At 64.5% G+C, this 24557-nt stretch carries 24 protein-coding genes; 13 read left to right on the plus strand and 11 right to left on the minus strand.

Translation table 11 applies throughout. The features are described from left to right. Nucleotides 1-32: 32 nt before the first annotated feature. The 3 genes from KK137_RS12925 to KK137_RS12935 are packed head-to-tail and all read right to left on the minus strand — an operon-like array spanning nucleotide 33 to nucleotide 2551. A complete protein-coding gene (locus KK137_RS12925; protein ID WP_214536914.1) occupies nucleotides 33-647 on the minus strand; it encodes a glutathione S-transferase family protein in 615 nt (204 codons plus the stop codon). Beyond that, the gene (locus KK137_RS12930) at nucleotides 648-1535 is read right to left on the minus strand and encodes a DUF8021 domain-containing protein (RefSeq protein ID WP_214536915.1); all 888 of its coding nucleotides are present in this window, start codon (nucleotides 1533-1535) and stop codon (nucleotides 648-650) included. Beyond that, nucleotides 1535-2551: an NAD(P)H-quinone oxidoreductase gene (locus KK137_RS12935; RefSeq protein WP_250893851.1), complete on the minus strand. Its 1017-nt coding sequence runs from the start codon at nucleotides 2549-2551 to the stop codon at nucleotides 1535-1537. Before KK137_RS12935 ends, KK137_RS12930 begins: the two co-directional genes overlap by 1 nt. A gap of 45 nt (nucleotides 2552-2596) precedes the next feature. On the opposite strand from KK137_RS12935, the gene KK137_RS12940 reads away from it, so the two are divergent. The 5 genes from KK137_RS12940 (at nucleotide 2597) to KK137_RS12960 (ending at nucleotide 8718) form a co-directional block, all read left to right on the plus strand. Beyond that, nucleotides 2597-2848, plus strand: coding sequence for a DUF1192 domain-containing protein (locus tag KK137_RS12940; protein ID WP_250893852.1), 252 nt, complete (start codon nucleotides 2597-2599; stop codon nucleotides 2846-2848). A gap of 158 nt (nucleotides 2849-3006) precedes the next feature. Then, nucleotides 3007-5340 carry an ATP-dependent Clp protease ATP-binding subunit ClpA gene (gene clpA / locus KK137_RS12945; RefSeq protein ID WP_214536917.1) on the plus strand — a complete coding sequence of 778 codons (2334 nt, stop codon included), beginning with the start codon at nucleotides 3007-3009 and terminating at the stop codon, nucleotides 5338-5340. Nucleotides 5341-5444: 104 nt separating this feature from the next. After that, on the plus strand, nucleotides 5445-6449 hold the full coding sequence (locus KK137_RS12950; protein WP_214536919.1) for a ligase-associated DNA damage response exonuclease: 1005 nt from the start codon (nucleotides 5445-5447) through the stop codon (nucleotides 6447-6449). After that, nucleotides 6450-8045: a cisplatin damage response ATP-dependent DNA ligase gene (locus tag KK137_RS12955; RefSeq protein WP_214536920.1), complete on the plus strand. Its 1596-nt coding sequence runs from the start codon at nucleotides 6450-6452 to the stop codon at nucleotides 8043-8045. It abuts the gene before it with no gap. A 31-nt stretch (nucleotides 8046-8076) separates the two neighbouring features. Continuing rightward, a complete protein-coding gene (locus tag KK137_RS12960) occupies nucleotides 8077-8718 on the plus strand; it encodes a YoaK family protein (RefSeq protein ID WP_214536922.1) in 642 nt (213 codons plus the stop codon). Here KK137_RS12960 and KK137_RS12965 read toward each other — a convergent pair. The 6 genes from KK137_RS12965 to KK137_RS12990 are packed head-to-tail and all read right to left on the minus strand — an operon-like array spanning nucleotide 8715 to nucleotide 14998. Next, nucleotides 8715-8993, minus strand: coding sequence for a DUF167 domain-containing protein (locus KK137_RS12965; RefSeq protein WP_214536923.1), 279 nt, complete (start codon nucleotides 8991-8993; stop codon nucleotides 8715-8717). The genes KK137_RS12960 and KK137_RS12965 overlap by 4 nt on opposite strands. Next, nucleotides 8974-9549 carry a gamma carbonic anhydrase family protein gene (locus KK137_RS12970; RefSeq protein ID WP_214536924.1) on the minus strand — a complete coding sequence of 192 codons (576 nt, stop codon included), beginning with the start codon at nucleotides 9547-9549 and terminating at the stop codon, nucleotides 8974-8976. The genes KK137_RS12965 and KK137_RS12970 overlap by 20 nt, the downstream gene beginning before the upstream one ends. Beyond that, complete coding sequence (locus KK137_RS12975) at nucleotides 9546-10109, minus strand: GNAT family N-acetyltransferase (RefSeq protein WP_214536925.1); 564 nt, start codon at nucleotides 10107-10109, stop codon at nucleotides 9546-9548. The genes KK137_RS12970 and KK137_RS12975 overlap by 4 nt, the downstream gene beginning before the upstream one ends. Nucleotides 10110-10124: 15 nt before the next feature. Then, the gene (locus tag KK137_RS12980) at nucleotides 10125-12329 is read right to left on the minus strand and encodes a fused MFS/spermidine synthase (protein ID WP_214536926.1); all 2205 of its coding nucleotides are present in this window, start codon (nucleotides 12327-12329) and stop codon (nucleotides 10125-10127) included. After that, on the minus strand, nucleotides 12322-13317 hold the full coding sequence (hemB, locus tag KK137_RS12985) for a porphobilinogen synthase (protein WP_214536927.1): 996 nt from the start codon (nucleotides 13315-13317) through the stop codon (nucleotides 12322-12324). The genes KK137_RS12980 and hemB overlap by 8 nt, the downstream gene beginning before the upstream one ends. Before the next feature lie 37 nt (nucleotides 13318-13354). Then, a complete protein-coding gene (locus tag KK137_RS12990; protein ID WP_214536928.1) occupies nucleotides 13355-14998 on the minus strand; it encodes a M23 family metallopeptidase in 1644 nt (547 codons plus the stop codon). A 189-nt stretch (nucleotides 14999-15187) separates the two neighbouring features. Here KK137_RS12990 and KK137_RS12995 point away from each other — a divergent pair, with 189 nt between their 5' ends. The 7 genes from KK137_RS12995 (at nucleotide 15188) to KK137_RS13025 (ending at nucleotide 21327) form a co-directional block, all read left to right on the plus strand. Beyond that, nucleotides 15188-17698, plus strand: coding sequence for a helicase-related protein (locus KK137_RS12995; RefSeq protein WP_338028079.1), 2511 nt, complete (start codon nucleotides 15188-15190; stop codon nucleotides 17696-17698). 6 nt (nucleotides 17699-17704) lie between these two features. Beyond that, nucleotides 17705-18034, plus strand: coding sequence for a S4 domain-containing protein (locus KK137_RS13000; RefSeq protein ID WP_214536930.1), 330 nt, complete (start codon nucleotides 17705-17707; stop codon nucleotides 18032-18034). Next, a complete protein-coding gene (fdxA, locus tag KK137_RS13005; RefSeq protein WP_214536932.1) occupies nucleotides 18031-18369 on the plus strand; it encodes a ferredoxin FdxA in 339 nt (112 codons plus the stop codon). The genes KK137_RS13000 and fdxA overlap by 4 nt, the downstream gene beginning before the upstream one ends. A 269-nt stretch (nucleotides 18370-18638) precedes the next feature. Beyond that, nucleotides 18639-19175, plus strand: coding sequence for a CarD family transcriptional regulator (locus tag KK137_RS13010; protein ID WP_214536934.1), 537 nt, complete (start codon nucleotides 18639-18641; stop codon nucleotides 19173-19175). 180 nt (nucleotides 19176-19355) lie between these two features. Continuing rightward, nucleotides 19356-20099: a head GIN domain-containing protein gene (locus KK137_RS13015; RefSeq protein WP_214536936.1), complete on the plus strand. Its 744-nt coding sequence runs from the start codon at nucleotides 19356-19358 to the stop codon at nucleotides 20097-20099. A 63-nt stretch (nucleotides 20100-20162) separates the two neighbouring features. Continuing rightward, complete coding sequence (locus tag KK137_RS13020) at nucleotides 20163-20900, plus strand: head GIN domain-containing protein (protein WP_214536938.1); 738 nt, start codon at nucleotides 20163-20165, stop codon at nucleotides 20898-20900. Nucleotides 20901-20982: 82 nt separating this feature from the next. Continuing rightward, nucleotides 20983-21327: a hypothetical protein gene (locus KK137_RS13025; RefSeq protein ID WP_214536939.1), complete on the plus strand. Its 345-nt coding sequence runs from the start codon at nucleotides 20983-20985 to the stop codon at nucleotides 21325-21327. Here the strand turns inward: KK137_RS13025 and KK137_RS13030 are convergent. After that, entirely contained in the window at nucleotides 21324-22268 is a 945-nt protein-coding gene (locus KK137_RS13030; RefSeq protein ID WP_214536940.1) for an L-threonylcarbamoyladenylate synthase, read from the minus strand. The genes KK137_RS13025 and KK137_RS13030 overlap by 4 nt on opposite strands. Before the next feature lie 26 nt (nucleotides 22269-22294). Between KK137_RS13030 and KK137_RS13035 the strand changes: the two genes are divergently transcribed. After that, nucleotides 22295-23071 (plus strand): ATP-binding protein, encoded by a 777-nt coding sequence (locus KK137_RS13035; RefSeq protein ID WP_214536942.1) that lies wholly within the window; start codon nucleotides 22295-22297, stop codon nucleotides 23069-23071. Between the two features lie 3 nt (nucleotides 23072-23074). Here KK137_RS13035 and KK137_RS13040 read toward each other — a convergent pair whose 3' ends face one another. Continuing rightward, entirely contained in the window at nucleotides 23075-24541 is a 1467-nt protein-coding gene (locus KK137_RS13040; protein WP_214536944.1) for a PQQ-dependent sugar dehydrogenase, read from the minus strand. Between the last annotated feature and the right edge of the window lie 16 nt (nucleotides 24542-24557).

Here is a 24557-nt window from a genome sequence, read left to right on the forward strand (position 1 = left end):
GGTCTGTTTCAAGACTTTATGACAGTCCTGGGTCAGTCAAGAGTCACGTGACCGGACTGGCCTTCCACGCGCGTCAGCCAGTTCACTACCGCAGGATAATCGGCCAACCGGTACCCGCCTTCCTCGCAAGTATGGGTATAGGCGTAGAGGCAGATATCGGCGACCGAGAACCGACCCGCGACGAGGAAATCGTGCTGCGCTAGGTGGTCGTCCATAAGCTTGAGCGCATCGAGCCCCGCGGCACGCTTTAGGGGCAAGGCGATGCGCTGGAAATCGGTGAAGTTGTCTTCCCCGATCCAGCCGAACCAGAAGCGCAGGGTCGCGACGTTGGGTTCGTGATTGTACTGTTCCCAGAACATCCAGCGAAGCGTGTCCGCCTGCTCGAACGGGTCCTGCGGTATCAGCGGCGTACCCGTGGCGAGGAACCAGCAGGCGGCGTTGCTCTCCGGTACGAGGCGTTCCCCCACCTGCAGCACGGGGATGCGGCCGTTTGGGTTGACCTGCGAGAGGAACTCGGTCGTGCGCGTCTCGCCCTTCATGATATCGTACTCGCGCCGCTCGAGCGGGAGACCGAGGTGGGCCGCGGTCAGGCGGATCTTGTAGCAGTTGCCCGAGCGGGCGTACTCATGCAGGACCAGCCGCTCCACTCATCCCTCCCAAGGCGAAGGCATGTTGTAAGGGACGGTTACGAATACCGCCTCGACCCCTGCTATCTTGCCATCGACGATCTTGAACATTTCCAGCAGCGCGAAGCTGTGGGGGAAGTGGAACACCGACTTGGTCTTCGTCACCCCATCGGTCCAGGTCACGTCGACCACCTTGCCGCAGTGATCGATGAAGCCCGCGGCAACTACGATGCCCTTCTCCTCGTCGACCAGCGGAAAGCGCCGGCCCCGCAGGCGGTCGTCGTAGATGTACTGCCCGAGGCGGAACTGCTCGGCGCAGCCCATCGCCGCGATCGGATAGCCTTCGATGTTCGGGTTGTTAGTCGTTTGCAACCCATTCTCGACCCGGTCGCAATCGTCCGTGAATTCGGTGAACAGCGTCCCGTCATTGAGCTGCAACGTGTCGAAATAGCCGTCGGCGACCGAGATCATGCGCGCCCGTTCGCGTCGCTGACCGTCCGGTACGTCCGCTAGCATCAGCGGGCGAGGCGAAACATAAGTCTCGATGCTGGGGAACGGACCGAACTCCATCGAGCGGCATACGATCGTCTCGACCTCGGCGATCAGGCCCGCGACGATGCCGAGCCGCAGCCCCATGATGGCCGGGTGCCCATGTTCCTCGACCAGGCCGAACCAGCTGACCTGGCCCGTTTGCGGATCCGCGGCCTTAAGATCGTAAGTGCGGCGCCGGGCGCTGATCGTGTTCCACAGCCCATCACCAATTGCGAGCTGGACATTGTTCTCCGTGAACACGACTTTGTCGGCCCAAGCCAGGCGTGAGGGATCCTGCGCCTCCAGCGCATCGAGATAGGCCTCGGCGTGAGCATAGAGAGCTTCGCGGGTCGTCGGTTCGGATGGCCTTGAATTCATCACGCGTGAGTCTCTCCTGATACTTCGAGCACGATCTTACCGACGTGCTCGCCCGCTTCCATCCGGGCATGGGCCGCCGCCGCCTCGATCAGCGGAAACACAGCGTCCAGTGCCGGTCGCAGCTTGCCTTCTTCCACCAGCGGCCACACTTCCCGGGCGATCTCGTCCGCGAGCAGCCCCTTGAAGGCATCGGAACGTCCCCGGAGGGTTGAGCCGGTCACCGTGTGCCGGCGGACCATGAGCTTGGCCATGTTGATCGTCGCCTCAGCCCCACCGAGAACTGCAATCGTCACCAACCGCCCCGCTTCGACCAGGCAGTCGAGGTTCCGCTGGGTGTAGCTTCCGGCGACCATGTCGAGCACGAGATCGACGCCCCGGCCCTCGGTAATGGCCTTGACGTCATCCACGAAATCACGGGTGCGGTAGTCAATTGCGTGGTCGGCCCCTAGCGTGAGAGCCGCGGCGCATTTGGCTTCGGTGCCGCAGGTGACGATCACCGTGAGATCGAACAGCTTGCCAAGCTTGATCGCCATCGAACCTATGCCGCTGGTGCCCCCGTGGACCAACAGGGTCTCGCCCGGGGTAGCCCACCCGCGCTCGAACACGTTGTGCCAGACGGTGAAGAGCGTCTCCGGCAAAGCCGCCGCTTCGGCGAGCGACAGGCCTTCCGGCACGGGCAGACAGTGCTCCATCCTGGCGACACAGAATTCCGCATAACCCCCGCCAGTTACGAGCGCGCAGACTCTGGTCCCGAGCAGATCTTCCGCCCCATGTCCGGCTGCCACAACGGTGCCGGAAATCTCGAGGCCCGGGATGTCGGATGCGCCGGGAGGGGGCGGATAGCGGCCCATGCGCTGGAGCACGTCGGGTCGGTTGACCCCGGCATAAGCGACCTCGATCAGGACTTGCCCCGGCCCCGGCTCCGGCAGACCGCGCCGCTCAGGCACCAGCACTTCGGGACCACCCGGGGTAGCGATCGTTACCGCAGTCATCGTATCAGTCTGCACCGCGGCCATGCACCCCACCCCCCTGTAGCCTTGTTGCCACGCTCCACAGCCGTAATGGCACCCCCCATTGACAGCAAGCGGGGCGCACTCGATTTTGTACTCATGGAGGACGATCTCCCCCGGGTCCGCGGTGACTTCGCGAGCCGGTTGGCCGGCGAGCCGCTCGACGCCTATTCCCAGGACGAGCTGATGGATCGTATCGCCATGCTCGAGGCAGAGATCGAACGGGTCAAATCGCATCATGCCAAGGCCGCGAGCCACATGAAGCTGGCCGATGCCCTGTTCAAACCGCGAGAGCCAAGCTGATGGGCCCCCTCGTGGCCCGCCCCCACTCGCAATCGCGCTACCAGCGCACCATATTGTCCTTAACAGAAGACTGGCAGAGCCGTTTCGTGCGCGTTCAGCCGGCGATTCGCAAAATCTCAACTCTCGGATCGTATCCAACCAGTGTGGATTGACTAACTATGCCCAGTTTCGCCCAGAGCCTCGAAAAGACCCTGCACACCGCCTTGCAGCATGCCACCGACCGGTCGCACGAGTATGCAACGCTCGAGCACTTGTTGCTGGCCCTCGTGGACGACCCCGATGCCGCCGAGGTCATGAACGCCTGCGGTGTCGACTTGGCCGAACTTTCGACCGTGGTCCGCCAGTACCTCGACCAGGAATACCAGTCGCTCAAGACCGACGAGGAAGGGGATCCGCAGCCGACTGCCGGTTTCCAGCGCGTGATCCAGCGGGCGATCCTCCACGTCCAGTCTAGCGGCAAGGACACCGTAACCGGCGCCAACGTGCTTGTGGCGCTGTTTTCCGAACGGGACAGCTACGCCGTCTACTTCCTGCAACAGCAGGACATGAGCCGCCTCGATGCTGTCAGCTTCATCAGCCACGGCATCGGCAAGGGTGGCCGCCAGGTCGAAAGCCGTAACCCGCAAGGTTCGGAAGAGCCCGAGGCCAAGAGCGAAGAGAAGCCGGACAAGAACAAGAAGGATTCCGCGCTCGACCAGTTCTGTATCAACCTCAACCAGAAGGCGCTGGACGGAAAAGTCGATCCGCTGATCGGCCGCGGGCCCGAAGTGGACCGCACGATCCAGATCCTCTGCCGCCGTTCGAAGAACAACCCGCTCTATGTGGGTGACCCGGGCGTGGGCAAGACCGCCATCGCCGAAGGCCTGGCGCGCAAGATCGTCGAAGGCGACGTGCCCGAAGTTCTCCAGAACGCGGTGATCTACTCGCTCGACATGGGCGCACTGCTGGCCGGCACGCGTTATCGCGGCGACTTCGAGGAGCGCCTGAAGCAGGTTGTCTCGGAGCTCGAAAAGCTTCCCGAGGCCGTGCTCTTCATCGACGAGATCCACACCGTGATCGGCGCTGGCGCGACCAGCGGCGGGGCGATGGACGCTTCCAACCTGCTCAAGCCAGCGCTCTCGGGCGGAACGATCCGTTGCATCGGCTCGACCACCTACAAGGAGTTCCGCAACCACTTCGAGAAGGACCGGGCCCTGCTCCGTCGCTTCCAGAAGATCGACGTCAATGAGCCGACGGTGGAGGACACCATCAAGATCCTCCGCGGCCTGCGCACGGCGTTCGAGGAGCACCACAAGGTCAAGTACACGCCCGACGCGATCAAGACCGCGGTCGAGCTCAGCGCGCGCTACATCAACGACCGCAAGTTGCCCGACAAGGCGATCGACGTGATCGACGAAGTCGGCGCGATGCAGATGCTGGTGCCGCCAAGCAAGCGGAAGAAGAAGATCACCTCGAAGGAAATCGAGGCGGTGATCGCAACCATGGCGCGTATCCCTCCCAAGTCGGTCAGCACCGACGACAAGGCTGCGCTCGCCAGCCTGGAGAAGGACCTGAAGCGCGTCGTGTTCGGCCAGGACAAGGCGATCGAGGTCCTCTCGACCGCCATGAAGTTGAGCCGTGCGGGCCTGCGCGATCCGGACAAGCCGATCGGCAGCTTCCTGTTTTCGGGCCCGACCGGTGTCGGCAAGACCGAAGTCGCGCGCCAGCTCGCCTCCATCATGGGCATCGAACTCAAGCGCTTCGACATGTCGGAGTACATGGAACGGCACTCGGTCAGCCGCCTGATCGGCGCGCCTCCGGGCTATGTCGGCTATGATCAGGGCGGCCTGCTGACCGACGCGATCGACCAGCACCCGCACTGCGTCCTGTTGCTCGACGAGATCGAGAAGGCGCACCCCGACCTGTTCAACATCCTGTTGCAGGTCATGGACCATGGGCGCTTGACCGATCACCACGGCAAGACGGTGGATTTCCGCAACGTCGTGCTGATCATGACGACCAATGCCGGTGCGTCCGACGCAGCGAAGCAGGGTATCGGCTTCGGCGCCGGCACCAAGACGGATGCGAGCGAAGAGGCGGTGAAGCGGATGTTCACCCCCGAGTTCCGCAACCGTCTCGATGCGATCGTGCCGTTCGATTACCTCGGCACCGAAACCGTCAGCCGGGTGGTCGACAAGTTCATCCTCCAGCTGGAACTGCAACTGGCGGAGCAGAACGTGCACATCCAGTTCGACTCCGACGCCCGCGCGTGGCTCGCCAAGCGCGGCTACGACAAGCTCTACGGTGCCCGGCCGATGGCCCGCCTGATCCAGGACAAGATCAAGCAGCCGCTGGCCGAGGAACTGCTGTTCGGTAAGCTGGCTCACGGCGGCGAGGTACACGTCAGTATCAAGGACGATGTGCCTGCCTTCGAAGTGACCCCGGCGGCGCCCAAGGACAGCAAGCCGCGTCCGAAGGCGACCAAGGCCAGGAAGCCGCAGCCGGAGGAATAGGCCTCTAGGCGGCGCCCACCCCAGCCCCTCCCGCTTGCGGGAGGGGCTGGGGTGGGCCCGCTAAAGGCTGGAACCCATTGAGCGGTCCACCTATTTCCTAAGACATGATCGCCGACTTCGCATGGATCCGGCCTGAGCCCCACGGCATCCATGTCGTTCCCGCCGATTGCTGGATCGATCCTTCACAAGCCGTCGCTAATGCCCTGGTGACCCACGGCCACGCCGATCATGCGCGCGGGGGACACGGGCGCACGGTCGCGACACCCGAGACGCTGGCGATCATGGAACTGCGCTACCAGACGCGCGAGGGTGCGCTTCCGGTGCGGTATGGCGAGACAATCCGCCTTCCTGGCGAAGTCGACGTGACTTACGTTCCCGCCGGCCATGTGCTCGGCTCCGCCCAGATCGTCCTTGAGCATGCGGGGGAACGAGTGGTGGTGACCGGCGACTACAAACGCCGGCCTGACCCGACATGCCCTCCATTCGAAGTCGTGCCGTGCGACGTCTTCATCACCGAGGCCACATTCGGCCTTCCGGTATTCTGCCATCCGCCAATCGAGACCGAGATCGCCAAGCTGCTCAAGGCCCGCGCCGACCACCTTGACCGCTGCGTGCTCGTCGGCGCCTACGCCCTGGGCAAAGCCCAGCGCCTGATCGCCGAACTCCGCCGGGCCGGCCACCATGACGTCATCTGGCTGCACGGCGCCATGGAGCGGATGTGCCGGCTCTATGAGGAGTGGGGTGTTGGTCTGGGTGAGCTACGGCTGGTGACCGACGCGACCAAGGACGAACTGCGCGGGGCGATAGTAGTCTGCCCGCCTTCGGCGCTCAACGACCGCTGGAGCCGTCGCTTGCCTGATCCGATCACTGCAATGGCGAGTGGCTGGATGCGCGTCCGTCAGCGAGCCCGCCAGCGTAATGTCGAATTGCCTCTCGTCATCTCAGACCATGCCGACTGGGGCGAGCTCACTCGCACGATCGAGGAGGTCAACCCGAGTGAAAGCTGGATCACTCACGGCCGCGAGGAAGCCCTGCTGCGCTGGTGCCAACTCCACCAACGGCGGGCGCGAGCGTTAGCCCTGGTGGGGTATGAGGATGAGGATGACTAGGTGGAGAAGTTTGCCGCCCTCGTCGATGCGCTCGTCTACACCCGCAGCCGCAACGGTAAGCTGCAACTCATCGCCGATTACCTCCGCAGCACGCCTGACCCCGATCGCGGCTGGGCTCTCGCGGCGCTGACCGAAGGCTTGAGCTTTCCGGCCGTCAAACCCGGCCCAATCCGCAACCTGATGATGGAGCGTGTCGATCCCGTGTTGTTCGCGTTGAGCCGCGACTTCGTCGGCGACACGGCGGAGACCGTGAGCCTGCTCTGGCCGGCGCCGGATACTGACGGCAAGACACCACCGACCGTGAGTGAAGCTGTTGATTTACTGCGACATATGACCCGGAACTCGGTGATGCGTGAGCTTCCGGACTTGCTCGATCGCCTCCATCCCGAAGGCCGATACGCCTTGCTCAAGCTCGCGACCGGCGCGATGCGCGTCGGCATTTCCGCACGGCTTGCCAAGACCGCCTTCGCCCAGGCCTTTGAGGTTTCGGTCGAAGACGTCGAGGAATACTGGCACGCCCTCGCCCCGCCCTATGCCGATCTCTTCGCCTGGGCAGCGGAAGGGGCCGACCCGCCCGACACGTCGGACCGACCTCTGTTTCGCCCGTTCATGCTTGCCCATCCGCTCGAGGACACGGTGCTCGACCTCGACGACTACGTCGCCGAATGGAAATGGGACGGTATCAGGGTGCAGGTTGTCCATGCCGGCGGCGAAACGCGGCTCTATTCGCGCACGGGGGACGATGTGACCGGGAGCTTTCCCGAGATGTCCGATGCGCTGGATCTACCCGCCGTGCTTGACGGCGAACTTCTGGTCCGCGGCGCCCACCAGGGGGGCGAGGCCGGTGGCGCAGCGAGCTTCAATGCCCTCCAGCAGCGCCTCGGTCGCAAGACGGTATCGAAGACGATGCTTGCGGAGTTCCCAGCCTTCGTACGGCTCTATGACGTCCTCCTGCTCGAAGGCGAAGATCTGCGCGACTTGCCCTGGCACGAGCGCCGGGGAAGGCTGGAAGCGCTGATGCCGCGTCTGCCCTCGAACCGCTTTGACCTTTCTCCCGTTGTCGACGCCGATCACTTCGGTGACCTTGCCGAAATCCGCGCTAGCGCCCGCGACGATGCGATCGAGGGCCTCATGCTCAAGCGCCGCGATTCCCCTTACGTCGCGGGGCGCAGGACAGGCCTGTGGTACAAGTGGAAACGCGACCCTCTGCTGGTCGACTGCGTGTTGATGTACGCCCAGCGCGGCAGCGGCAAGCGCTCGAGCTTCTACTCCGATTACACCTTCGGCTGCTGGGATGGGGATCCGGATGGTGGGGCCGAGCTGCTGCCGGTCGGGAAAGCCTACTTCGGCTTCACCGACGAGGAGCTGCGCGAACTCGACCGTTATGTTCGCAACCATACGGTCAATCGCTTCGGCCCAGTGCGTGAGACCGACAAGAGCCTGGTGTTCGAGGTCGCCTTCGATAGCGTCCATGAGAGCAAACGCCACAAATCGGGCCTCGCCATGCGTTTCCCGCGCATCAGCCGGATCCGCTGGGACAAGCCGGCGCACGAGGCCGATCGGATCGAGGCACTCCGTGCCTTGGTGCGGGATTGAATAGTCACGCCAGCCGCGCAATCATGGGCCGATGCACCGCTACGACAGCTCGCGCCGATTGCTCGCCTATGGCATCGCCGGGCTTGCCGGTTTCGTCGATGCGACAGGGTTCCTGGCGGCCGACGGCTACTTCGTCTCGTTCATGTCGGGCAATACAACGCGGCTCGGGGTCGATATCGGCACCCGAGCCAGCGCAGCGATAGTTCCGGCCCTTTTGATCTTCGGCTTCGTCTGCGGCGTGACCCTGGGGGCGCTCGTGTCAGAGACAGTGAGCCGGTCGCGCAAGTCGGCGGTCCTGGGGCTTTCCGGCGCGTTGATCGTTACCGCCGCGATGGGACACGCGCTGGGCAGCAAGCTGCTGTTCCTCGGCGGATCGGTGATGGCGATGGGTGCGATCAACAACATGTTCCGCAAGGACGGCGAGGTGGCCGTTGGCGTGACCTACATGACCGGCGCCTTGGTCCGCCTCGGGCAAGGCCTGGCAGCTCGCGTGCAGCGCCGGCCGTTCGACGGAGCGGCGGCGAGCTTCGCGCTCTGGGGTAGCCTGGCCGTGGGCGCGATAGGAGGCACCTGGGCGACTGGCGCTATCCCGGCCTGGGCCCCATGGATCCCGGTGATGGCCTCTCTCGCGCTGCTGGGCGCCGCGCTTCGGCTCGAGCTTCGCCCAGCCTAGGAAACCTGCACCAGTTTGTTGCGCGAAGTTGCGCCGCGCAACAGGCGAAGTCGTGAGATGGCCACTCCAAGTGCATCGGCGAGCAATTCCAGCACCGCCTCATTGGCCGCACCCTCCTGCGGCTTGGCGCGAACTTTTACCTGCAGAACACCGTCCCCCAGCTCGATACCCTCGGTACGGGAACCGGGCGTGACACGCAGGGCCAAACGGCCCTCGCTATCGGCCAGCGCACGAATGGCCTCCGCGGGAGGGAACTCAGGCCGCGGTTTCGCCACGCAGCGCTGCCAGGTGCCGCTGCGCCAGTCGGCAATAGCGCTCTGTCTGGAACCGGATTTTCTCGACCTGAGCTTCGTCCTGCGTGCGCAGGAACTTCGCCGGACGGCCAACCCAGATCTCCCTCGGCGGAATCGTCTTCCCCGGGCTAAGCAGCGCGCCAGCGGCGAGCATTGCCCCTTCGCCGATCCGGCAATCGTCCATCGCCACGGCCCCCATGCCGACGAAAGCCCGGTTCTCCAAAGTTGCGCCATGGACCACAGCCATGTGGCCGATCACGCAATCCTCGCCGATGATCGTCGGGCACCCTTCCGTGTCGGGCCGGGGTCCCTCGACATGGAAGACGCTGCCATCCTGCACATTGGAGCGGGCGCCGACTTCGATCCTGTGGATGTCCCCGCGCAGCACGCAGTTGTACCAGACGCTGGCTTCGGGCCCGATGGTCACGTCGCCGATGATCCGCGCGCCCGGTGCGATGAACGCTGTTTCGTGGATCCGGGGTTCCATGCCCTCGAACGAGAGGATCGTGGCCCAGGGAAAACGCTCGGCGGGCGTCATGCACGCCACTCGTCGCGGGCGATCGAATAGACGATCGTATCGCGCAACTCCGGATCATAGCGATCGTCGGGGAAGTCGAGGTCCTCGCGGCGGCGCATGCCGAGCCTCTTCATCAGGCCCCAGCTCGCCTCGTTCTGGATCACCGTAAGCGCAACCACCTCCTCGGCCCCGAAACGATCGAAACCAGCGTCGAGCGAGGCCGTGGCCGCCTCCCTGGCATAGCCCCTTCCCCAGGAATCCTCGCGCATGCGCCAGCCAATTTCGAAACTGCCCGGGACCGGGCAACCGGGAGCATCGGCCCGCTTGAGCCCACAGAAGCCAAGCATCTCCCCCGACAAGTGACCGCCGTCTGCCTTGCGTTGGACGGCCCAAAAGCAGTGGCCATGTTGCGCGGCGCAACTCTCGACGCGCGCGCGTTGAGCCTGTTGCTTGGCCTCGTCCATCCAGCCGAGCCAGCGCATGACCGCTGGCGTATTGGTCAGTCGGAAGAACTCGGCCCAATCTTCCTCGCGCCATCCCCTGAGGACCAGCCGATCGGTCTCGAGCCGAAACTCAGTCATCGCGAGCCAAACTCCTTAGAATGCCCTCTTCCAGTCGAGATAGGGCAGGATCGACGCATAGTCATCGGTCCACGGCTCGGGCGCAGGTGTCCCGAGCGGTCGCCACTTGCCCGGCATCCCCTCAAGCCCGGCAATCGTCGCCGGATCGCGAGACAAGGCCACCCACCACGAACTGGCCACAGGCCAAGCGCCCGCCCGGTGATCGTCGACCCGCTTCATCGCCGTGAGTCCGTTCTCGCGGGCCAACGCTGCAAGGACAGGCTCAAGCTTCACGAACCGGTTGGTGATGTGCATCATCAAGAGACCGTTGGGCGCGAGCGCATCGAGATAGATCTTCTGCGCCTCGTCGGTCATCAGATGCAGCGGGATCGCGTCCGAGGAAAAGGCGTCCACGACAAGGATGTCGAAGCTGTCTTTTGGGACACTTTGCAGTTTCAGGCGCGCATCGCCCAGCACCACCTGCGCGTCGGGCGTGCAGTGCTGAAGATAAGTGAACGAGCCGTTCTTCGAGAAGGCAAGCACCTCGGGATCGATTTCAAAGTAGGTCCATGTCTGGCCCGGCCGGCGATAGCAGGCGAGCGTGCCGACCCCGAGCCCCACTACGCCAATCCTGGCATCCGGACCGAACAGCCTTTCCGCCGAGAGCATGGCGAGTCCGGCACCCGAAGTCTGGCTGTAGTAGGTCGTCGGCTCGAACTCCCGCTTGGGATCCTGCCGTTGGGCGCCATGGTTGGTCGTCCCATGAACAAGGAGGCGAAATCCGCCCGCCGTGTCCTTGACCGTATAGATGCCGAAATAGCTCCGACTCCGATTTCCACTGAGCGATGCGGACAGCTGCGATATCCCGCCCAGAAGTGCGAGAACCGCAACGCAGGCTAATACGTATGACCATCGGCGCGCCGCCAGGAGAGTGCCGGCCGCCACCGTCAGCACCGCGAAGAACAAGGTCGCCAGCGTCCAGGGATCGGAGATCATTTCTCCGCGAAAACGGAACGCTGCGACGAGGACGATCACCAGGAGGGCGAGGATCGCGAGGCGAAACGCGTCCGACGACGGGAACGAGCGCTGGAGCAAGCGCGACCAGCCGCCGAGCGGCACGAGCATGGCCGCGGCAATGATGAGCAGCGGATGCTCCCAGGTCCAATCAAACACCAGCGGAGCAATCAGGGCAGTGAACAGGCCGCCCAGCGCACCACCGGCGGACATGTAGAGATAAAAACGCGTCAGGCGCGCCGGCGCCGGCCGCGTTTCGTAGAGCCGCGTGTGAAGGGCCACCGATACGACGAACAACAGCAGGATGCTGGCCGCCGCGGCCCAGAGATTCGCAAGGCTCGACATGAACAGGGCAAAGCCCCCGGCGGTCACCAGCACGAACGGCGCGATGGCGACGATCGCGTTTGCCGGACGGCGCCACGTGGCAAAAGCGACGGAAAAGGACAGCAGGTACAGTCCGAGCGGGATCACCCACAGGAGCGGCATCGCGAAAATGTCGGTCGTGAGGTAGGTGGTGGTCGAGAGCATCAACCCCGACGGAACCGCGGAAAGCGCTATCCAGAGAAACGGGCGATCGGGATCGGTCTCGGCAGGACTGTCCTGAGTTGCCGCGTCTCCGACAATCGCCGTCGCGCCGCGCCGCGAAAGCGCTGCCGCTGCCACGAGCAGGATGAGCAAGGCGTAGCCAATAGCCCAAATCCGGCTCTGCACGCCGATGCTTAGCAGGGGTTCGGCGAGCAGTGGATAAGCGAGAAGCCCGGCGAAACTGCCAAGATTCGAAGCGGCGTAAAGCGGATAGGGATCGCCCGCGGCCGGGCTGGCCACGAACCACCGCTGCATGAGCGGGGCCTGGGCCGAGACGACGAAGAACAACGGTCCGACGGTCAGCAAGAATAGCCACGGCACCCACAGCGCCTCACGGCCAGGTGCCGGAGCGGCGATATCGGGCAGAGTGATCGGCAACGTGACCGCGGCAAGCAACAGCAGGGCGATGTGAATCGCCGCCTGGCGGCCGATCGGCAGTCGGGACAGGGCATGGGTGTACGCGTAGCCGCCCAGGAGCAGGGCCTGGTAGACCAACATCGCGCTGTTCCAGACGTTGGGCGCTCCGCCGAGCCGCGGCAGCGCCATTCGCGCGACCATCGGCTGGACCAGGAACAGCAGGAAGCTGCCTGTCAGAATTGTTACGACGAAGAGCCAGCGTCGCCCGGCCAAAGTTTCAGTCATTGAGCAGCCTGGCGGCTAGCGGCGCGTGATAGGTCAGCACGCCGGCACACCCGGCGCGCTTGAACGCCATGAGCGTCTCCAGCACCAGCGCATCCCGTTCTCCCGCGCCTGCCGCGACCGCAGCCTCGATCATCGCGTATTCGCCGCTCACTTGATAGGCGAATACTGGCACTTCGAACCGCTCCCGTACCCGACGGACGATATCGAGATAGGGCAGACCCGGCTTGACCATCACGCTGTCAGCGCCTTCCGCCAGGTCGAGTGCGACTTCGCGCAGCGCCTCTTCGCCATTGGCCGGGTCCATCTGGTAAGTCTTCTTGTCGCCCTTGAGCAGCCCGCGCGAGCCGACGGCATCGCGGAAGGGACCGTAGAAGGCGCTCGCATACTTGGCGGCGTAGCTCATGATCTGGACGTTATGGTGCCCGCCCAGTTCGAGGGCCATCCGGATCGCCCGGATGCGTCCGTCCATCATGTCGGACGGAGCGATGATGTCCGCCCCTGCCTCGGCCTGGTTGATTGCCTGGTCGACCAGCACCGCGACCGTGTCGTCGTTGAGAACATAACCGGCCTCGTCGACCAGCCCGTCCTGCCCATGGCTGGTGTAGGGATCGAGCGCGACGTCCGTCAGCACGCCGATATCCGAGCCGCAGGCATCGCGGATCGCCTTGATCGCGCGGCACATCAGGTTGTCGGGGTTGAGCGCCTCGCCCCCCTCCTCGCTGCGCAAGTTCGCCGGCGTGTTGGGGAACAGTGCGATACAGGGAATGCCGAGCGAGACCGCTTCTTTTGCGCGCGCTGCAATACCGTCGAGCGACCAGCGCGACACGCCCGGCAGCGTGGCAATCGGCTCTTCCACGCCCTGCCCATCGGTCACGAACAGCGGCCAGATGAGGTCCGACGCGGTCAATACGGTTTCGCGATGGAGAGCGCGGCTCCATGCGGCGGAGCGGGGGCGGCGGAGGCGCGTGGCGGGATAGGATCCGGTCATGGCAGGCGTCACTGCCGGAAAACCGGCAGCGGAGCAATCAGCCCGCTTTCTTGCTGTCGAGCCGATCGATCTCTCGCACCGGCTCCTCTTCCGCCGTCGGATCGGGAGGGAGCTCGCCGAGCGCCGCCCCAGGCGTGACTTCCTGCAATTCGGCAAGACGCGCGCGGAAGCTCGCCAGTTCCTTGCCGGATAGCTGGGCGCGCGTAACGAAGCTGACGCTTGCCGGGTTCACCGTCTGCCCGTTCCGATACATCTCGTAATGCAGATGAGGCCCCGTCGAGAGACCGGTTGAACCGACATAGCCGATGACTTGGCCGCGGCGGACACGCGTGCCGTTGGAGACTGCGATGCGGCTCATGTGCGCATAGCCCGTGGCGAGCCCGCCGCCGTGCGAGATCTTGACGTAGTTGCCATGGCCGCCGTGCCGTCCGGCGAACTGTACGGTGCCGTCGGTCACCGCGTAGATCGGCGTTCCGTAGGCGGCGCGGAAGTCGATGCCCGCGTGCATCCGGCGATATCCCAGGATCGGATGACGGCGCATGCCGTAGCCCGACGTCATGCCGCCAGGTACCGGCACGACCAAGCCCTGCTTGGATTCACCGACGCCCGATGCCTCGTAGAAGCGCCCGTCGTTGCCCCAGCGAAGCAGTTGCTTGCGCGGCTTTCCATTGCGCCACAGTCCGGCGTAGAGCAACTGGCCCGACTCGACCTCGCCCGTTGCGGCCCGTTTGTAGTCGACCACCAGATCGAATTCGTCTCCGGCGGAAATGGCGCTGTCGAAATCGACCTCGGCTCCGAGGGTGCGAAGGTACTGCTGGACGGCGTTGGCCGGCGCTCCCGCGGCACGGGCCGAGCGGTATAGGCTGGGCCCAACCGTTCCGCGAATGCGCAGTGGAGTAGTGTCGACCTTGATGGGGCGCGGAGCGAGCGCAAGCCGCCCACCAACGCGTTCGACGGCGAGCTGGAGATCGAACCGGGCCCGGAACGAGAGCGCCTCCAAGGGACGCGCTGCCCCTGCCGCGGGCCGGCGACCGAGCGTGATATCGATTTTCGTGCCAGGCTTGAGGTCCGCAAGCGGGATCGCCCCGGCAACCATGGCCGCGATCTGGCTGGCTTCCGCACCGCCGACACCGGACCGCACAAGCATTCGCCCGAAGCTGTCACCCCCCGCCAGCGTCGCCTCGAGGTCGAGCCTCGGGCGTTCAGGCACGTTCTTGAGCGGGATGACAACGCTGGTCGCGGCCATGTGGCGGCCGCTGTCGGCCCCTAGGGCCAGCGGCATGATCATCTGGCTGCGGAATTCGTCCCGTACCGTGTTGTCGATCGGCATGACCGGCGCGGCCTCGACTGGTGCGAACCCGGGCCAGCCGGCAAGCGCGAGCACCGAAAGCCCAAGCAAGGTCCCGGCACCGCGGAACCACCGCCGCGAACCGATGTCCTGCGCCAGATCGGGAACGAGGTCGAGCGAGGCGAACTGCGTCGAGGCCCACGCGCGCCACGCGGTGTAGCGCTCCCCCAGGTCCTGCAGTTTGTTTCGGCGGAGTTTGGCAGCGGGTGCAGGATTGGGCAGCGCGATAGGAGCGAATGCGAATTCGGCAGACGAGGATTCCTCCACGCCTCCGGCCTCGACAGCCTCGCTCCCACGGTCCTTGAACAAACGCCCCTCCTTGTGCGGTCGCATCTCCCGATAATTCCGTGGGGAATTGCGACCCGACCCGGCGGTATCTCTGTCAAAAGCCTGTGCCGGGATAAAGTTAATTTGCTCTAAACCCCGACCAGCCGAGTCCACTCTGCGGCGGGTCGAATCCCGGGGCACAGCCAATAACGCTGCCTTGCGCATGACGCAGACCGGCCCCACACTGGCTACACTGTGAGTAAGACCCGTTCCGACAGCCGGTTGCGCGCCGTCCTGGGCCCGACCAATACCGGCAAGACCCACCTCGCCATCGAACGGCTTTGCGGCCACTCGAGCGGCGCGATCGGCTTCCCGTTGCGGCTGCTGGCGCGCGAGGTTTACGACAAGGTCCGTGCGATCAAGAGCGATGGCCAGGTCGCCCTGATAACAGGGGAGGAGCGGATTGAGCCGCCGGGCGCGCGCTATTTCCTCTGTACTGCTGAAGCCATGCCACGCACTGCCGGAGAACTTGCCTTCGTCGCGGTGGACGAAGTGCAACTCGCCGCGGATCGCGAGCGAGGACATATCTTCACCGATCGACTGCTCCACGCCCGCGGTCGGGAGGAGACGATGCTGCTTGGCTCGTCCACCGTCGAACCCATGGTGCGCGCCCTTCTGCCGGGCATCGAAGTTGAAACCCGCCCGCGCTTTTCGACCCTCAGCCACGCCGGTTCGTGCAAGCTCTCCCGCCTGCCGCCCCGTTCCGCCGTCGTCGCGTTCTCGGTCGAGCAGGTCTATGCCGTGGCGGAAATGCTGCGCCGGTTCCGGGGCGGGTCCGCCGTCGTCATGGGTGCGCTGAGCCCGGAAACGCGCAATCGTCAGGTCGAATTGTTCCAATCAGGCGAGGTGGACTACATCGTCGCCACTGACGCCATCGGCATGGGCCTGAACCTTGACGTCAGCCACGTCGCCTTCGCTTCGCTGAGCAAGTTCGACGGAGTGCGTCAGCGGCGCCTGACTCCTGCAGAAATGGCGCAGATCGCCGGCCGGGCCGGGCGTCACCAGCAAGACGGGACGTTCGGAACACTCGGCGGCAGCCGTAACGGGGGCGCGCTGGAATTCGCCGACGACGAGGTCTACGCGATCGAGCAGCACCGCTTCGCCCCGCTGACGCACTTGTTCTGGCGCGAGGCAGAACCGCGCTTCGATTCCCTTGCGACGCTGATCGCCGATCTCGAGGCCAAGTCCGGCATTCCAGAGCTCGCTGCGGCGCCTGAGGCGATCGACCTTGCGGTTCTAAGGCGCCTGGTGGACGATCCCGCGATCGCTGAAGGCGTCAAGACGTCGGGTTTGGTCCGCCGGTTCTGGGAAACGTGCCAGCTGCCCGACTTCCGGCAGCAAGGTCCGGACCTCCATGCGCGTTTCGTGGCCCGCCTGTGGCAAGACTTGCGCGAAGGGCAGATCGGAGTGGACTTCGTGGCCGCCCGCATCGCAGAGCTTGACCGCACCGAAGGCGACATCGACACGCTGCAGGGGCGCATCGCGGCAATCCGCAGCTGGGCCTATATATGCCAGCGGCCCGACTGGGTTCTGGCGCGGGATGAGATGGCAGCCCGCGCTCGGGCGGCCGAGGCGCGCTTGTCGGACGCGTTGCACCAAAGGCTAACCGAGCGGTTCGTCAACCGCCGTACAGCCATCTTGATGAAGACCGTGGGGAAGGACGCCGGAATGCTGCGAGTAACGCTTGATGAGGCCGGACAGGTCATGGTCGAGGACCAACCCATCGGGCATCTCGAGGGCTTCCGCTTCGTGGTCGACGCCGGCGCCAGCCACGAAGACCGCAAACTCATGCTCGCCGCAGCCGAGCGTCATCTCCCACAACTTCTGGCGCTGAAGGCGCAGGCCCTGGTGCGCGAAGAACTGGGCGAGCTCACCATCGAAAAGGGCCAGGTCCTTCGCGAAGGTCGGGCGGTGGCGCAGCTCGAACGGGGCAAGTCCGCCAGCCGACCGCGTCTGCTTCTAGCGCGCGAATTGGCCGTACTCGATCACGCGCAGAAGGCGCGTCTTACAGGGGCGCTGGAGGTGTGGCTGGAAAGCTCGCTCGTACCGCTGGCCCCTTTGCGTGCCCTTGAAGAAGGCGCGCTGTCCCCAGAGGCCGGCAGCGAGGTTCGCGCGCTGCTCCTGACCCTCGCCGCTGGGGGCGGCTCGATCGGTCGGGAGGCCGCTGGGCTGGCCCATGTGCCGAAGGATAAGCGGCCCTTGTTGCGCAGGCTTGGGGTCACCATTGGCGCGCTCGACGTATTCGTACCCGCGTTGCTGAAGCCCGCCCCGCGACAGTTGCTCAACGCGATCGGAGTCGATCGGCGTCCGCTTCGCGAACGGATGGAGCCTGTCATTTCACTCAAAGGCCCTCTCCCGGCGGGTTACCGCCGGGCAGGAAGCCAGGCGATCCGGGTCGACATGGCGGAAAAGCTGTTTCGTGCGGCCCACGACCAACGAGCCAGGTCGCCGGGACGCGGCTTTTCGATCGATGTCGCGCTGGCGACTTCGATGGGACTCTCGCCTGACAACTTCCGCCTGCTCATGCGCGACGCGGGATTTCGACCCGGGGTTGCCCGGCAACTGGCCGAGGGCGCGTTCGGGCCGCCTACGCCGGTGCGCTGGAGTTGGCGCCCTCCGCGGAAGGATCGGTCCGCGCCACAGTCCGCTCCGCGACCCGCGCCCCAAGGCAGCGCGTTTGCCGCTTTGGCGGACCTCGTCCGCTAGCTGGAAATGCGGATCGACCGCCTCCTATTCTTCTTGCGGTTCGCGCGCAGCCGCGCCGTTGCGCAGCGTTGGATCGCTGAAGGTCACATCCGGCACAACGGGCAGCGCGTGGTGCGGCAGGATCTCGCGGTACAACCGGGAGACGTCCTCACTCTGCCGTTGTCGAAAGTCGTGTTGGTCATCGAATTGCTGCGTCTTCCCACCCGGCGCGGGCCGGCGGCCGAAGCCCACGAATGTTATCGCCCGCTTGACGGTGGGCAGCCAATGGACCTAGGCGGCGGCGACGCGCGGGATGACAACGGGGCGCGGCAAGAAGAAGGGAACGTTGAGCAATGACCTATGTCGTCACCGATGCATGCATCAAGTGCAAGTACACGGACTGCGTCGAGGTCTGCCCTGTCGACTGTTTCTACGAAGGAGAGACCATGCTGGTCATCAATCCTTCGGAGTGCATCGATTGTGGCGTGTGCGAACCCGAATGCCCTGCGGAAGCGATCTTGCCCGACACCGAAGGCGGTTTGGAGCAATGGCTTGAGCTGAACTCGAAGTTTTCCGCCGAGTGGCCCAACATTACCGAACGCAAGGATCCGCCGGAAGATGCCGACGATCACAAGGGCGAAGAAGGGAAGTTCGAAAAGTACTTCACTCCCGAACCTGGCGAAGGCGACTGATAGCCCCCGCGGGCTCGCCATCGAGCTAATCGTGCCAGATTCTTTGCCGCTTCACCCACGCCGGTGGGTGGGGTGGCAATTTTCGTGCGAATCTGCTATATAATGGGGGAACTGCCCCCAATTCGGGTCGGGCGGCAGGCTATAAAGGAAGGCAGGCCCCTCCAGCAGCGTTGAAAAGTTGGACCAACCAGGCCGCTTTCCAGACCTTTGCGGCCGGTTTTGCTGTTGACGCTCACTGCCCCAGGCTTGCCGGTGTGAAAGGATAATAAATGGCTGCGAATGCACCCGCCTTCGACGTCGGCGATTACGTGGTATACCCAAAGCACGGCGTGGGCCGTGTGATCGAGCTACAGAGCGAAGAAATCGCCGGAATGAAGCTCGAACTTTATGTGCTTCGTTTTGAAAAGGAGCGGATGACGCTCCGCGTGCCGGTCAACAAGGTTGAATCGATCGGCATGCGCAAGCTTTCCAGCGACAAGACGCTGAAGGAAGCGATGGAAACCCTCAAGGGCAAGCCCAAGGTCAAGCGCACCATGTGGTCGCGCCGCGCCCAGGAATACGAAGCCAAGATCAACTCGGGCGATCTGGTTTCGATCGCCGAAGTGACCCGTGACCTGTTCCGGCCAGAAGACCAGCCGGAACAGAGCTATTCCGAACGCCAGATCTTCGAAGCGGCTTCCAGCCGCTTGGCGCGCGAACTGGCGGCGATGGAAAAGACTGACGAGCCCGCTGCACTCGCCAAGATCCTGGACGTGCTGAAGACGCACGCGCCGCAATATTACGAGAGCACCACCGAAGACGCCTGAGCCAGGCGCTTTGGGGCTGGAAGGGCCGCCGGGGGAATCCTCGGCGGCCCTTTTCGTATGGGCGGGAACTCCCTCCCCCTTACCGCTTCGTCGAACTTCCCATCGCATTCGACGAACCGCGATTGTCGTTAGCTGCTTGCTGTATTATACCAGTAATACGGAACAGAATGGAGGCCACCCATGCACACCGGCCGGTTTGTGAGGTCATTCGCTTCGATCGCGGTGTTCGCGATTGCCGGCGCTCTCGCCGGATGCTCGATGGGATTCGATGGAGAAGGTGTTCCGCTTGAGGAACTGGACCTAGCGGGAGAAGCTCCAACGGGTGTGGCCTTGCTTGGGCCCGACAAGGTCATCATTACCGAAGGGACACCCTTCCGCGTGACAGCCGAAGGGGAAGAGGCAGACAAGCTGCGCTTTACCCTCAATCACGGCACTTTAGGCGTTTCGCGTGCGACCTCGATGTGGAGCGAGTGGGGCGGAAAACCCGCGACGGTCAGGGTTACGATGCCGGCACCACGCAATCTGACGCTCGTCGGTTCAGGCCACATGACGACTTCGGCCCTCGCCAATCAGGCGGAAGTATCGGTGACCGGTTCCGGCACGCTGGAAGCGCCGAGGATCGCAGTCTCGCGGCTGGAGGTTTCAATCACCGGTAGCGGCGATTTTATCGGCAGCGGCCTCGCCGAAGCGCTGACGCTGTCCATTGCCGGCAGCGGCAATGCCAGGATGGAGGGCCTCAAGACCCAACGGGCGGAGGTCAACATCATGGGATCGGGCAACGCGGCTTTCATGTCCGACGGCGAAGTGGAGGCCAATATCATGGGGTCGGGAGACGTTACCGTCACTGGCAACGCCCGCTGCAAAGCCAACAAAATGGGTTCCGGCTCCGTGAAGTGCCAGGGAGTCGCCCAGCCCGCCGAATGAAGGCAGGCATTGACTACATCTGTAATCGTTTATACCCCTCCATCGGTTGTGGGAGAGATTGCGATGCGGACATTAGTTGCAGCCATGTCGCTTGGCGCGGCACTGGCGTTTGGCACGACCCTTGGAATGGCGCAGGAGGGTGCGGCGGTCGAGGCGCCTGCCGGAACACGCAGCTATAGCGTCGGAGCATTTGACGAGGTGACGACCGTTGGACCCCATCGGGTCATCGTCACCGTGGGCGGCGGCCACTCGGTTTACGCGGACGGCCCAGCCGAGGCTCTGGACCGCTTCGAGGTCCTGGTCGAGGGCGACAAACTCAAGATCCAGCCCAAGGAGGAGTATCGGCAAGACCATGACTGGACATGGATGGCCCCAGCCACGTTCTATGTGACGCTGCCTCGCATCGAAGCCGCCTCGCTTGCCGGATCCGGTAACATGTATCTCGACCGCGTCCAGGGCGACAGCTTCGCCGGTTCGGTGGCAGGCTCGGGCGAGATCGACATTGCTTCGATGCAGGTCGGTGAGGCGAACTTCTCAGTGGCCGGGTCGGGGGACCTGACGGCGCGCGGAAGCGCGGGCCGTTCGCGGGTTTCCGTCGCAGGATCCGGCGCCGTGCACGCCCGGGAGATGCGTAGCACGACGGCCGCGGTCTCGATCGTGGGATCCGGCGATGCGGACCTGATGGTCGACAACAACGCCAACGTTTCGATCGTCGGTAGCGGTGATGTCGATATCGCGGGCACCGCCACCTGCACCGTCTCGCGCATGGGTTCCGGAAAAGTCGCGTGTCAGCGGGGATAGGAGGCGTCTGATCACGGCGCTGGCAAGCAGTTCATTGCTTGCTCACTTGCGATAGGGCAGGAAGCCGGCGAAAGGATCGCCGATGCCCCGCCCTGCCCCCTTGCGTCCGACCCTCCTGCTTGTCCCTGCCGCGGCTATTTTGCTCAGCGGTTGCCTGGCGAAAACCGCGGTCGATGTCGTGACCCTGCCAGTCAAGGTTGCGAGTGCCGGCGTCGACGCGGCCACCACAAGCCAGTCTGAAGCCGACCAGAAGCGCGGACGCGAAATCCGCCAGCGTGAAGAGCGGCTCGGAAAGCTGCGCCGCGACTATGAAAAGCAGATGACGCGATGCCAGGACGGCGACCGGCGCGCCTGTGACGACGCCCGAGACACTTATGCCGAAATGCAGATTCTCTTGCCGAGCATCCCGGCAGAACCGGCGGGCTAAGCAGCCGCTCTGCGCAACCGGTCGTTGATCGCCGCGCCGATGCCCTCATCTGGGACCGGAGCCACGGCCACGCGCGGTCGCACCGAGCCCGCGGCCTCGTGCAGGCACGCATAGAGCCGCGCCGCGGCCAGAGCGAGGTCGCCGGTTTCCGATAGAGAGCAATCACCTTCGATCGGCCCGAAGCCAATGAAGAACTCGTCGGCTTCTGCGCGTTCGGCTCCCAGCCGGACGGGTTTTCCCGGGGAATAGTGCTGCGCAAGCTGGCCCGGTGCTTCGATCCGCGCGTTGGCAAGCGGTTTGGCTGGGCCCAGCCTTTCGGCGAGTTCGGCTTCCGTAACGGGCCCTTGCCTCAGGAGCTGCCAGGCACCATCATCTCGCAGGGCAACGATCGTCGATTCAAGCCCGCGCGGGCAGGCCCCTCCGTCGAGTATGGCGGAAACCCCCGCTCCCAGGGAGTCGGCGACATGTTGCGGTGTCGTCGGACTGACCGAACCGCTGCGATTGGCCGAAGGCGCGGCGAGCGGTACGCCCACTTCGTTCAGCAACTCACGCATCGCGGGATGATCGGGCATGCGTAAAGCCACGGTCGCGAGGCCCGCGGTAACGGCCGGAACGATCGGACTTTCCGCACACGCCGGCAGCACCAGCGTTAAAGGGCCGGGCCAGAAATGGGCCGCCAGGGCCTCGGCACGGTCATCGAAAACGGCCAGGCACCTGGCCATCTCAGGCGACGCGACGTGCACAATCAGGGGGTTGAAGTCGGGCCGGCCCTTGGCGCGGTAGATTGCCGCGACCGCCGCTTCCCGATCGGCCCGAGCCGCAAGGCCGTAAACGGTCTCGGTCGGAACCGCGACGAGCTCACCAGCGCGCAACAGGCTAGCCGCGCGGGCAATTCCGTCCGCATCCGCTGCCAACCACTCAGGTGCCTGCTTGCCGCCCATCGCCGCGCGCTATAGGCCACACCGCGATGAATGACCAAGCCACCGATTGGACTTCCGCCCCCGCCTATGTGTGGGAAGGCACTTCTGCCCGACCCGTCTTGCGCATCGACGCCCCGCGTCTCGAACTCCTGCGCGGGATCGACAGGCAGAAGGCCGCTGCAGCCGAAAACGTCCTGCGCCTGGCGCGCGGTCACGCGGCGCACGACATGTTACTCTGGGGCTCTCGCGGAATGGGCAAGTCGGCCCTGGTTCGCTCATCCGTTCGCGCCGCTCAAGACGAAGTTCCTGGCCGTATCGCCCTGGTCCAGATCGCAACCGACGCCGTGACGTCTCTCACCGCGTTGTTCACGCGCCTCGCTTCGATTGACCGCCAGTTCCTGGTTTTCATCGACGACTTGGGCTTTGCCGCCGAAGACGCGGCCGGTCCGCGCCATTTACGCAGTTGGCTCGATGGCGGGGTCGAGGCGCGGCCGGGCAATGTTCGCCTCGCGGTCACTTCCAATCGCCGCGCGATCGTAGCGCGCCATCACGTCGAGCAGGACGATCCGCTCAATCCGCGCGATGCGGTTGACGACCAGCTTGCCCTGGCAGACCGGTTCGGCCTCTCGCTCGGTTTCCACGCCTGCTCGCAAGACGAATACCTCGCGATCGTTCGCGGTTACGTCGAAGAATACGGCCTGGACTGGACCGAAGGCGAAGCTCTTGAGTGGGCAAAGCGCCGGGGCGCGCGCTCCGGGCGCGTCGCCTGGCACTTCATTACCGAGCTGGCGGGCCGCGCCGGGCGGGCCCTTCCGGCAACCTAAAACTCAATTTCCGCCTGGAAGGATATCCGGCGGTGGCTGCTGAAAGGCACGTGACGGATCGCCGGTCAGCTCGCGCTGTGGCGGCATGTGCGGCACCTGCAGGCGTTTAGGAGCGCCGGCCGGCGTGGCGGTGGGTGAAATCACCCGCCAGATGATGTTACCCGTGTCGTCGCTGACAAGTAGGCCACCCGTCTTATCCCACGCCACCCATGTCGGGCGGCCGTGGGTTTCCCCTTTGCCGGCAAGGAAGCTCTTGAGCACCTGGACCGACTTACCAACGGGATTACCGCGCTCGTCGAAGCGCACGAACACCACATCGTAACCAGCGGGCGGCTTGCGGTTCCACGAGCCATGGCGAGCGATGAAGGCGCCCTGGTTGAAGGCATCTCCCATGCGCGCACCCTCTCGGGTGAACGTCAGCCCAAGCGCCGCGACATGTGGCCCGAGGGCGAATTCGGGTGTTCGGCTATATTCGACGAGGAAGTTCGGCATTGGCGCGTCGACTCGGTCGTCGACATTCTCGCCCCAGTAGAGCCAGGGCCAGCCGTAGGTGGCGCCCACCGGCACGTTGGTGAGGTAGTCGGGCACGAGGTCGGAACCGAGCTGGTCGCGCTCGTTGACGGTCACCCACAGCTCGCCGCTCCACGGATTCCAGGCCAAGCCATTCGGATTACGCAGCCCGGTGGCGAAAATGCGGGTCTTGCCGGTCACGAGATCGAGTTCGTGTATCGCCGCGCGGCCTTCTTCGATGTCCATTCCGCCTTCGCCGATGTTGGACGCCGAACCGACCGCTACGAAGAGCTTGGTGCCTTCATCGTTGAGGACGATATTGCGCATCCAGTGATTGCCCGCGGCAGGCAAGTCCATCAGCTTGACGGGATCACCGGTGACCGCATCGGCGCCTTCAGCATAGTCGAAGCGCAGCAGAGCATCGTGATTGGCGACGTAGAGCTTGCCGTCGCGCCAAGCGATTCCCGATGGCGAAGAGAGGCCGCTGCGGATTTCGCGCTTCACTTCGGCCACGCCATCACCATCCGCGTCGCGCAGCAGGATCAGGTTGTTCGGAGAGGGAACCGCGGCGCCGGCTTTGCGAAACAGAAAGCCCGCGATCGCGTTGGTGATCGGATTTCCGCCGGCAACGACCCGCTCAGGTGCGTTGGACTGCGCAACGATTACGTCGCCATTGGGCATCGTGTAGATCACGCGCGGATGATTCAGCCCTTCGGCAAACCGATTGACCTTGAGTCCTTCAGCGGCTTCGGGGGCGGCGCCGTCGGGCCAGCCAATTGGCGTGGCGACCCCGACCGTCGGGATCAGCTGGGGATCGGGCTCCGCCAGCACCGGATCGGTGCCGGTGACCTGATCAAGCGTGAGCGTGGCAGGGACGCCCCGGGTCACCCACCATCCCACGATGGCGAGGAGAACGATCAAGACCAAAAGGCTGATGGCGAGCTTTTTCAGTATCCTCATGGTGCGCCGAAATAAG

The organism is Croceibacterium selenioxidans, assembly GCF_018599195.1.
GTDB classification, from domain to species: Bacteria; Pseudomonadota; Alphaproteobacteria; order Sphingomonadales; family Sphingomonadaceae; genus Croceibacterium_A; species Croceibacterium_A selenioxidans.